At 62.9% G+C, this 9515-nt stretch carries 9 protein-coding genes; 3 read left to right on the top strand and 6 right to left on the bottom strand.

The annotated features are described in order from the left end of the window. Positions 1 to 412 precede the first annotated feature (412 nt). Both DDD64_RS08470 and DDD64_RS08465 read left to right on the top strand, forming a co-directional pair. On the top strand, positions 413 to 2356 hold the full coding sequence (locus DDD64_RS08470) for an ABC transporter transmembrane domain-containing protein (RefSeq protein ID WP_126135932.1): 1944 nt from the start codon (positions 413 to 415) through the stop codon (positions 2354 to 2356). Then, entirely contained in the window at positions 2353 to 4104 is a 1752-nt protein-coding gene (locus tag DDD64_RS08465) for an ABC transporter ATP-binding protein (RefSeq protein WP_126135931.1), read from the top strand. Before DDD64_RS08470 ends, DDD64_RS08465 begins: the two co-directional genes overlap by 4 nt. Before the next feature lie 71 nt (positions 4105 to 4175). On the opposite strand, the gene DDD64_RS08460 is transcribed toward DDD64_RS08465, so the two are convergent. From DDD64_RS08460 to DDD64_RS08440, 5 genes are all read right to left on the bottom strand, one after another. Continuing rightward, the gene (locus DDD64_RS08460) at positions 4176 to 4922 is read right to left on the bottom strand and encodes an ABC transporter permease (protein ID WP_126135930.1); all 747 of its coding nucleotides are present in this window, start codon (positions 4920 to 4922) and stop codon (positions 4176 to 4178) included. Next, positions 4919 to 5242 (bottom strand): ATP-binding cassette domain-containing protein, encoded by a 324-nt coding sequence (locus DDD64_RS08455; RefSeq protein ID WP_126135929.1) that lies wholly within the window; start codon positions 5240 to 5242, stop codon positions 4919 to 4921. The genes DDD64_RS08460 and DDD64_RS08455 overlap by 4 nt, the downstream gene beginning before the upstream one ends. Then, positions 5239 to 5688 (bottom strand): ATP-binding cassette domain-containing protein, encoded by a 450-nt coding sequence (locus tag DDD64_RS08450; RefSeq protein WP_126135928.1) that lies wholly within the window; start codon positions 5686 to 5688, stop codon positions 5239 to 5241. Before DDD64_RS08450 ends, DDD64_RS08455 begins: the two co-directional genes overlap by 4 nt. 294 nt (positions 5689 to 5982) lie before the next feature. Beyond that, the gene (locus tag DDD64_RS08445; RefSeq protein ID WP_126135927.1) at positions 5983 to 7116 is read right to left on the bottom strand and encodes a DsbA family protein; all 1134 of its coding nucleotides are present in this window, start codon (positions 7114 to 7116) and stop codon (positions 5983 to 5985) included. After that, complete coding sequence (locus tag DDD64_RS08440; RefSeq protein ID WP_126135926.1) at positions 7116 to 7997, bottom strand: macro domain-containing protein; 882 nt, start codon at positions 7995 to 7997, stop codon at positions 7116 to 7118. Before DDD64_RS08440 ends, DDD64_RS08445 begins: the two co-directional genes overlap by 1 nt. A gap of 180 nt (positions 7998 to 8177) precedes the next feature. On the opposite strand from DDD64_RS08440, the gene DDD64_RS08435 reads away from it, so the two are divergent. Then, the gene (locus DDD64_RS08435; RefSeq protein WP_126135925.1) at positions 8178 to 9005 is read left to right on the top strand and encodes a ribonuclease H family protein; all 828 of its coding nucleotides are present in this window, start codon (positions 8178 to 8180) and stop codon (positions 9003 to 9005) included. Positions 9006 to 9206: 201 nt separating this feature from the next. Here DDD64_RS08435 and DDD64_RS08860 read toward each other — a convergent pair whose 3' ends face one another. Continuing rightward, positions 9207 to 9356: a hypothetical protein gene (locus tag DDD64_RS08860; protein ID WP_164545981.1), complete on the bottom strand. Its 150-nt coding sequence runs from the start codon at positions 9354 to 9356 to the stop codon at positions 9207 to 9209. Between the last annotated feature and the right edge of the window lie 159 nt (positions 9357 to 9515).

Genomic DNA, 9515 nt, shown 5'->3' with positions numbered 1-9515 from the left:
AAGACTATTAGTGGGAAGGACGTTATTGCTTGACCGGTATCTGATATCCAGTCCTTATTAGTATCGAAACCAGAGAATGACAATCATGATTCGAGAACACAGATACACCACTACCCAGGACTTGACCACGTGGTTTATGGAAAGTTCGGCTTTCGGGCGCGCTGCTACCGGACGGGGCCGCGCCCGGCGCCGGGAATTTCTGTGCTACGATTCCACCCATGGGCATTCAACTATTCCTGTAGATCGGCGTGGCGCCTCGCGTTGAAGCGCGGCAGTCACGCCAGGTCACGCACGCAGCACTCACCGGTAGGTACATCGGCGCCCTCGCGCCCGCTCCTCGTACCGCCGCAATTTTCGCGTGCTCTGCTCCACCTCCACGGAATATTCGAATCACAGCATCTTGAGGAATCCCATGACCCAGCCCTCGGCCGCGTCCACTTCCGCTACGCGTTCCGCGTCCTCCACGCACCCAAAACCCACCCCGCATATCTCCCGCTTCGCCGGCTTCCGCCCGCGTTCGCTGCGCTTCTCCGAAGAACATATTCACGCCTACCCGAATCGCCCCCTCGCCTTCCTCCTCGCCGTTGGCCGCGAAAATGCCGGGGTGATCGCACTGACCACGCTCATCGCCTGCCTGACCTCGGTAGCAAGCGTCAGCCAGATTCACTTCGTCGGGAAAATGCTAGATTCCGGGCTGGAGCACGGCATCACGTCCGAGCTCCTCGCTCCGGCGGGGGCCTTCGTCGTCGCCACCCTTGTTCTTGCCCTGACACTCTGCACGGAAATCCCCGAAAATGTGATCTGGATGCGCACGATGATTAATCCGCAGCGCACCCTCGCCGCCCGACTTTTCCCGCGCCGCACCAATCTGGAGATGCAAACGGGTGACGTCGTCTCCGTGCTCAACTCGGATACCTATATGGTCGGCTCGATGTTCATCAATACGCCGGCAACGCTCGCGTCGTTCCTGTCCTTTGGGCTGGTGGCCGTGCTCATGATGCGGATGAGCGTGCCGCTCGGCCTCGCGGTGATTATCGGCCTGCCGCTCGTTATGGCGGTCATCTCCTGGATTTCGCGCGTCATGGCCAAATGGCGTGAACCGCTACGCGAAGAACAGGGCAAACTCACCACCCTGGCAACCGATGGCGTGGTCGGGCTGCGGGTCATGCGCGGCGTCGGCGGGGAAGATTACTACAATGCGCGCTACCGCGAACAATCGGAAGCGGTCAAAAAGGCCGGTTTCGACGCCGCACCCTCGCGTGCTCTCATGTCCACGGTTACGAACGGCGGGCCGCTTATTTTCCAGGCGGTCATCGTCACCGTGGGAGTGGGCATGCTGCTGGGCGGCCACCTCACCGCCGGCGAACTCTTCGCGTTCGCCGGCTATTGTGCCATCCTCTCCATGCCGATCGTCATGTTCGCGAGCTTCGCGGCGACCGCGGTGGGCGCCTGGGTGAGCGCCAAAAAAATCACCCGCGCGCTCGCGGCCGAACCGCTGCTGCCCGATACCGGCACCGTGATTCCCCCGGCCTGGAGCAATATATCGCTGTACGACGCCGCGGCGGACTTGCACATCGAAGCGGGGCGTTTCACCGCCGTGGTGGGCGAGAACGTGGAGGAGGGTACCGCCATTGCGGCAAGGCTCGCGCGGATGAACGACGACGCCGACATCCACCTGCGCTGGCCCACCTCGCCAGCTGACGGTGAGCCGGGCGAGGCGCTCACCTCGGGCGACGCCCGCGCCGTCGATATTCCCCTGGATGAACTGCGCGCCCATATCCGCTATTCCGGGCCGGTTGCTGATCTTTTCGCCGGTACCCTGCGTGAGAACCTGCAGGGGGAGCACGCCCCGGAGGTTCCGGCCCGCACCCTCGCTCAGCTTTTCGAGGATTATGCGAGCGGGCAGGCTGGCCACCAGCACGCCCCCGCGGATACCAGCGCCGATGATCGCCTCACCGCCGCGCTGGCCGCAGCCCAGGCCCGCGATGCCGTGGATTCGCTGGGCGGCCTGGACGGCGCGGTGACCGAGCGCGGCCGCAATGTGTCGGGTGGGCAGCGCCAGCGCCTGGTGCTGGCCCGCTTGCTGGCCAGTGACCCGGATATCGCCATCCTCGTGGATCCCACCTCCGCGGTGGATTCCCACACCGAGGCTCGTATCGCGGCTGCTCTAGCCAGGGCTCGGAAGGGGCGCACCACCGTGGTTGTTTCGGCGTCGCCTCTGGTGCTGGGGGCGGCTGATGTCGTCGTTCTTATTCGTGACGGTAAAGAAATCGCGCGCGGCACGCACGCGCACCTACTCGACCACCCGGACTACCGCCGCATCGTGGTGCGGGAAACCGGAGAGGAGCTGGCATGATCCTTCCTATCGCATCGCGCCGTTTTTCGGTGCGCGCCCTGCTGCGCATTGTCCGCGGGCGCCTGGGTGAATTCAGCCTGGTCGTGGGCCTGCAACTAGTGGCGGCGATCGCGGCCGTCATTTCGCCCATCGTGATCGGCCGGGCCATAGATATCGCCGGCCACCCGGAAGCAGCCGCCCGCGCGGCCGGGCTCATCGCCCTGATGCTCGGAGCGGTCGCCGTCCACACGCTGTTCACGTTCCTCGCGGACTTGCGCGCGGAATATTTCGGCAACCGCATCTTCGCCCAGCTGCGCGACGGCGTTGTCCACGGCATCACCCACCTGCCCCTTGACCTGGTGGAAAGCGCCGGCTCCGGGGATCTCCTGGGCCGCACTACGGACGATATCACCCGCGTGCAATTCTTCATCCAACGCGGAATTTCCAGTCTCGTGGTGCTGGTGACCACCGTCTGTGTTTCGCTGGGCGCGGCGCTGCTGGCCGCCCCGGCCCTCGGCTGGACGCTTTTCTTCACGGCGCTGGTGGTCGCGGTGGTGCGCTGGTTCCTGCGCCGCATCGTCCCGGTGTTTCAATCCGGGAGCGCGGTGCGCGCTGCCTTCGCGGGTTCCGTTTCCGAAACTGTGACTCAAAAAACCACGGTGGATGCCCTCAACCTGGGCCGGGTGCGCCTCGGGCGCCTGGGCACCTTCATCGAGGAACACGTGCGCGTGGAAACGTACGGCGCGGGGATTGTGTGGCTGTTCCGCGCCGGCGTGGCGCTGTCCGTGTGGCTGCCGGTCTTGGTGACGCCGCTGGTGGGTGCGTTGCTCATCCCGCGCGGTGCCGCCACCCTTGGGGAAGTCATCACGGTCACGATGCTCGCGATCCAGTTGGCGGGCCCGCTCGAAGAGCTCGGCTGGTTCATCACCGAATTGCAGTATTCCCTGGTGTCTTTCGCCCGCATTTTTGGGGTGGATACGGTGCCGCCGGAGTCGCGCCCCGCCGTGCCGCGCGGAACGGACGTCGAATTGCGCGGGGTGCGTTTCCGTTACGGCCGCCCCCAGCACGACGACGCCGGGCCGAGCGAGCCACGCGCCTACGCGCTCAAGGGCGTGGATCTGGAGGTGCGCAGCGGGGAGCATCTGGCTATCGTGGGGCCCTCCGGGGCGGGGAAATCGACCCTGGCCCGGTTGATTGCCGGTATTAACCGGCCCGAATCCGGAACCGTGCGGATTGGCGGGGCGGATGCTGTTCGGATCCGTGAGGATCACCTGCATTCCACGGTGTCGCTGGTGACTCAGGAACATCATGTATTCGTGGGGACGGTGGCCGATAACCTGCGCATGGCCCGCGCGGATGCCAGCGAGGAGGAGATGCGGGCCGCGCTCGCGGCCGTGGAACTGGATCTGCCGCTGGAGGAGCGCCTGGCCGGTGGGGCGCGGGAACTTTCTCCCGCGCAGGCCCAGCAGCTAGCGCTGGCGCGCATTATTGTGCTCGACCCGCAGATCCTTATTTTGGATGAGGCCACCGCAATGTTGGATCCGAATGCGGCGCGTTCGGCAGAGCGCGCCCTGGCACGGGTGCTGGAAGGGCGCACCGTTATTTCCATCGCGCATCGCCTCTACAGTGCCCATTCTGCGGACCGGGTGGCCGTCATGATAGACGGGCGCGTTGCTGAACTGGGCAGCCACGATGAGCTGGTGGCGCGCGGCGGGGAATACGCCCGGCTGTGGGAGATGTGGCAGACGGTTGATGCGCCGGAGGTGTGAGGCGAGGTTACGAGTTTTGCACATACCCTGTGGAGTATTCGTGAATGCCCCGCGCCGCCGGGCCGGGAAGGTTACCGCTCGGAGCTGAGCCTATCTGCGCGGCTGAGGGCGTAGCGGGCTAGCGCCGTCGTCGTTCCAACCCAGAGTAGCGCGTACACGAAATCCGCAGCCGCTGGGGCGCGCATCCACTGCACGTGATACGTGAGTGGGTTGCAGCGCGCGATGACCTGGAGGTATGTGGGCGCGGAGCTGAGCTCGTAAAAAAGCGGGGCGGAGAGCACCACCGGCAGCGTGGTGAACGTGGCGAGCATATCGCGAGCCGCGTAGCTATTCACCAGGGCGCCCACCGCCGCGCCGAGGCTCACCCAGCCCCACACAACCAGAAACGCAATAAGCAGCCCCGCCACAAGAGCGGCACCGTCCACGCCGGATCCGCTCGCAACAGATAATCCCAGGTAGGCGAGGGCTACCGCTGCGAATTGGACAAGGAAGACAAGGGATGCCACCGCGATAATCGACACGAGATAGCCCCACACCTTCCCTCCCTGCATCATGAAAATCGCGTACACCCCCCATTTGCGGTCATTGGAGATATCGGAGGTGGCGTAGCCGAAAGCGCGGAACGCCAGAAGGCAGACGATGCCGGTGAAGGCGTAGCTGAGGTAGTTACGGCTCTGCGCGCTGTCGAGCATCCCGGAAATACCGACAACCAGGAATACGAAATATGCTAGCGGTTCGACGATGCGGCCGAGGTAGACGCCGCGCCAATTCCACAGGGAAGCAATATGGTACTTAGTGAGAATAAGTGATTTTTTCATGGGAGCGGGGTTCCTTCTTCTGCTTCTGTGGCTGCAGCGGCTTCCGGATTCATGGGTGATTCGAGGGCCTCGAACGCCTTGAGGGCTTCCCACAGGTCGGTGCTGCCAGGGCAATGAGCCATAAACTGCTCTGCTGGCATATCGGCGATAATGCGCCCGCCGCGCAGAGCAATAACCCGGGTGCAATACTCGGAAAACTTAGAGGTCTCGTGCGTACTGACCAGCACGGTGCGCCCTTCTTCCACCCGGGAGCCCAAGTAGCTGAACACGGTGTCGATGCCGGTGGGGTCCAGGCCGGTGGTTGGCTCGTCCAGAATCATGAGGCGGGGCTCGCCGATAATTGCGCGGGCGATTTGGGTGCGCGTAATTCCCCGCCGGAAAGGGTTTCCGCGGTGCGGGCGAGGAGCTGCGAGAGGCCCAAAACCTCCGCAACGTCCTCAATATCAGCGCGGCGATGCCAACGGCCCACCCGCAGATCAAGGCCCAGGAGGATGTTTTGCGCCACGGTCAGGGACCAGTCGATAATCTCGCGCTGCGGGCACCAGCCGATAGCGCTTTCGGCTACGGAATTAGTGACCGTGCCGCGGGTGGGTTTCATAAGCCCACCAAGGATATCGAAGAGCGTGGATTTTCCCGCTCCGTTATGGCCGATAACGGCAACCAATTCGCCCGGGTAGAGGGCAAGATTGACGCCGGTCAGGGCCGGTGTTGATTTCTTTGGGTAGATTTTTTCTACCTCGATAGCTTCGAGGATAGGGGTATCCATGAACGCTTACCTCCAAAATATGCAAAGACTGCCATAGGGGATGTGCATACCGGGGAGGCCAAGCTCGCAGGACATGAAAAGCGATACTCGGTAATAAGGCGTTGGAATAACAGGACTACCCGAAATATCTGTATATAAGGTGCCCAAAAGAGTGCCTCGGTTATGAACCGAGACACCTCAAGTGTTTCTGGGGCGCAGCCTCACCGGATGGGGAGGTTTTAGCGTCGGGCACGTACCACGGATACTCCGTTTTCTATCTGTTGATTTTCGTTAAGTCTAGCTTGCTTAGGATCTTTAACCCGCCGAGTCCACGAGCTCCTTTTCCAGCTCAATCGTATTGGTGATCGCGGAGAGTGGCTGGTAGCCGGTGCTCGCGGTGCCGTTGATAATGATCGCCGGGGTACCGCGCAGCCCCAGGGTTTCTAGGCCCAAGGATTCCTGGGCGGCAATAAAGCTGGTGGTTTCGGAGCTGTCACGCGCAGCCCGGAAAGCCTCCACATCCAGGCCTGCCTGGTTGGCGAAAGCATCGAGGTTTTCATCGGAGAACATTGACGCGGCCTTGTCAGGGTCGTGGCCGGCGGCAGCTGCGCCGTCGAAAAGAAGAGCCGAGTATTCCCAGAACTTGCCCTGCAATCCGGCCGCGTGCGCGGCGGCGGCTGCGCGATCACTGGACACGGTGTCCTTGAAAATCGGGACCTGCACGTAAGCCAAGTAAATATCGCCCTTCTTGGCCAGTTCCAGGAGCTGCGGGACGGATTCCGCGTGGAGTTTATTGCAGAAACTGCACGCGTAATCAGAGTAGATCGTGACGTGCACGGGGGCCTTGGGATTCCCTGCGGTTTGCCCGGAGGAGGGTTCCAGCTGCGGCAGTGCCTGGAGCTGGGTGCGAATCTCATCGGGTTGAGTGGGAATGTAATCCTGACCGGCCACCCAACCGCGATCCGTGGCGAGCTGGGTATAGCGCGTTTCGACGGGGCCGGGCGCGGTATTCGGGATGGTTCCCGGCGCGCCCTGGCCCGATCCGCCTTGGCCCGGCACGCCTGCTCCAGGCGTGGCCGGTGCGGTGGCGGTAGTAGTGGGGTGCGGCGCTGCGCTGCCCCCGAAACGCCCGTTGGACGAGCCGAGGGTGAGCAGCACCGCGAAAACCACCAGGGCAATAATCGCCAGCACGGTGATCATCACCCAGAATCCGCGGCTGCTGGGGTGCTGTTCTTGTTCCCCAGCAGGAACCGCGGGAGGTGTGGAAGGCGGCCACGCCGGGCCGGCTGGGTTAGCACCGGTGCCCGCACGGGGAGCAGCGCTCCCGGCCGCACCGACGTTCGGATCAGGGCCCATGCCCGCATCCGAACCCGCCGCTGCGGGCGCACCGTACTGACCCTGGAACCCAGATTGGCCGCGATCCACGGAGTCAGGAGTTCCCTGGCTCATTATTCCTCCACCCAGCGCTCAATCGTGCGCACGAAATGTTCCGCATCTTCATCAGCGAAGATATCAAAGACCACCAGATTCACATTCGAGCGCGGATTCTGGTGCAACCACTGCGCCACGGTATCCAGTGCAATCCGGGTGGCTTCCGCGAAGGGGAAATGCGAATGGCCGGTGGCCAGCGAGCAGAAGGACACCGAGGTAATATCGCCCTTTTCCGAAGCCAGATCCAGGCAGCGGGTGTAGCAGCTGGCCAGCGCCGCGCGATCCGCATCCGTCACCTCACCTTCCACCGTGGGCGGCAGGGTGTGGAGCACGTAGCGTGCCGGCAGGCGATACCCGCGGGTCAGCGCCGCTTCGCCCGGTTCCAGTTCGCGATTCGACATCGAGTACAGAGTGGCGCAATCATTGCGCAGCCACGGGCCGGCCTGGCCGTGAATCGCCTGGTCAATAGAGGGCTTATTGTAATCACGATAGCCCAGCAGGTTCGGGCGCGCCCCATTGACCACCGCGTCCACCACGAGTTCCCGCGCATCCCCGCGCCAGATCACGGTTTTATCCCGAGCGGGGTATTCCGATTCCGGCATCATGTCAGAAATACGAGCCAGGTGGCGTGCCTCGGTGCGGCCGAGGTAGCCGGAAAGCCGGTAGAGCAGCACGTCAATCGCGCGTGACACATCCTCATTAACTTCTTCAGGATCACGCTGGATGAGGCGGTGGTTGAGTTCGGTGAAGAGCTCCCGGTCGGTCATTTTCGCCAGGTCGCCATCCAGACCGCCGAAGGCAATCTCAAAAAGTTCCCGGTCGGTGCGCTTCGAGGGGGCGGGCGCGGGCCACTCGTCGTCGAGCTTCAGGGCGTCGCGATATTCAGCTAGGTTGAGCATTATTCTCCTTATTCTGGGTCCGAACAGGGTTCCCTAGTACAAGGGTACCGGGCAGGAACGGTTTTCGTGCGCGTATGCACAGGGCCGGTGGCCTTGCGCGCCCGCCGCCACACCCTGTGGATAACTGCGCGGAATCCCCGGGATGCGTGGTCGCACCGCCCGGCACGCTACCCTAAAGCTATGACAACCTGGTTAACAACCGCTGAATTGGCCGAACGTTGCGGCACGGATACTTTCACTACCCTCGCCGCCCTCGAACGTTTAGGTTTGGCCGACGGCGCCGCGCCGTCCCCGCTCGCTTCCCGCCACGGTTTAGCTGATGAGGGGCGCGAAAGCGGGGTGTTGTGGCACGCGGATTCCGAGCGCTTGCTGCGCGCGGTTGTGGATACTGATGCGGGCGGCACGGCCACCGCGGAGGCCGTGACTAACGAGGTGCAGGGTCTGCTGCCGCTCGCGGGCATGGATGAAGATGAGGGGTACGACGCCGCAGCAGCCAGCCCCGCTCCGGCCCAGGCGGCCGGGAGCGGTAGCCCGGTCGGCAGCCCGCGCCCGGGTTTTGCCGCGGTGCTTGCCACCGATGGGGCGTGCTCGGGGAATCCGGGACCGGGTGGTTGGGCCTGGGTTGAGCAGCTCACCGGGGCGCGGGATAGCGGAGGAGCGGCCCGCACCACGAATAATATTATGGAGCTGACGGCGCTCATCGAGGGTCTGGAATATGTGGCGGCTCAGCACGGTACCCAAGCGCCGTTGCTTATCCGCGCGGATTCGCAGTACGTCATTAATGTCATGACGAAATGGGCGCGCGGTTGGCGCGCGAAGGGTTGGAAGAAGGCGGACGGGAAGCCGGTGAAGAATCGTGATCTCGTCGAGCGCCTCCTCACGCTTTACGAGTCTCGCACCGGCCGCACCGAAGTGGAATGGGTCAAAGGCCACGCTGGTGATGCCGCCAACGAGCTGGTCGATTCCCTCGCCGTCGCCCGTTCCCGTGAATTCTCCCGCCGCGGCTAACCGCGCGTAGTTCCGTTCGGAAGCCGGGCTTGCGTTTTCTTGATGATCTGGTAGAGTTATCGCACCAAGACCGGTACCGCTGCTCCTCGGAGTAGTCCAGGGCCGGTCCTCATTTTTTGGCCTATAGGCCCCGGTTGTGGGCCCTATAGGTCTGTAAACCTGGGTTAATAGACAAAATTAGTTGCTAATGGCGGCGTGTCGTTAACGTCCGATCTGGCCTTTACGGATGTTTAGACCGTCTTCCCAGGGGTGTTCGGTATCGATATGGGTATCAATCTCGACGGGCTTATCACTAGGCGTGCTGACGGGTTTCTTCCGTGTCTGGACCTTATTAGAAGCGAAATCAGACATCGGCTGCGTGTTGATCGACCTGGAATAAAGCCGGGTTAATAGACAAAATTAGTTGCTAATGGCGGCGTGTCGTTAGCCCCCGATCTGGCCTTTACGGATGTTTAGACCGTCTTCCCAGGGGTGTTCGGTATCGATATGGGTATCAATCTCGACGGGCTT

This window comes from Actinotignum sanguinis (assembly GCF_003957255.1).
Taxonomy (GTDB): Bacteria; Actinomycetota; Actinomycetes; order Actinomycetales; family Actinomycetaceae; genus Actinotignum; species Actinotignum sanguinis.
This window is presented reverse-complemented; position numbering and strand designations above follow the sequence as displayed.

Coding starts and splice junctions, on each gene's coding strand:
- DDD64_RS08435 (WP_126135925.1), top strand. CDS start 8,178: ATGACAACCTGGTTAACAACCGCTGAATTGGCCGAACGTTGCGGCACG.
- DDD64_RS08465 (WP_126135931.1), top strand. CDS start 2,353: ATGATCCTTCCTATCGCATCGCGCCGTTTTTCGGTGCGCGCCCTGCTG.
- DDD64_RS08440 (WP_126135926.1), bottom strand. CDS start 7,997: ATGCTCAACCTAGCTGAATATCGCGACGCCCTGAAGCTCGACGACGAG.
- DDD64_RS08455 (WP_126135929.1), bottom strand. CDS start 5,242: ATGATTCTGGACGAGCCAACCACCGGCCTGGACCCCACCGGCATCGAC.
- DDD64_RS08460 (WP_126135930.1), bottom strand. CDS start 4,922: ATGAAAAAATCACTTATTCTCACTAAGTACCATATTGCTTCCCTGTGG.
- DDD64_RS08470 (WP_126135932.1), top strand. CDS start 413: ATGACCCAGCCCTCGGCCGCGTCCACTTCCGCTACGCGTTCCGCGTCC.
- DDD64_RS08445 (WP_126135927.1), bottom strand. CDS start 7,116: ATGAGCCAGGGAACTCCTGACTCCGTGGATCGCGGCCAATCTGGGTTC.
- DDD64_RS08860 (WP_164545981.1), bottom strand. CDS start 9,356: ATGTCTGATTTCGCTTCTAATAAGGTCCAGACACGGAAGAAACCCGTC.
- DDD64_RS08450 (WP_126135928.1), bottom strand. CDS start 5,688: ATGGATACCCCTATCCTCGAAGCTATCGAGGTAGAAAAAATCTACCCA.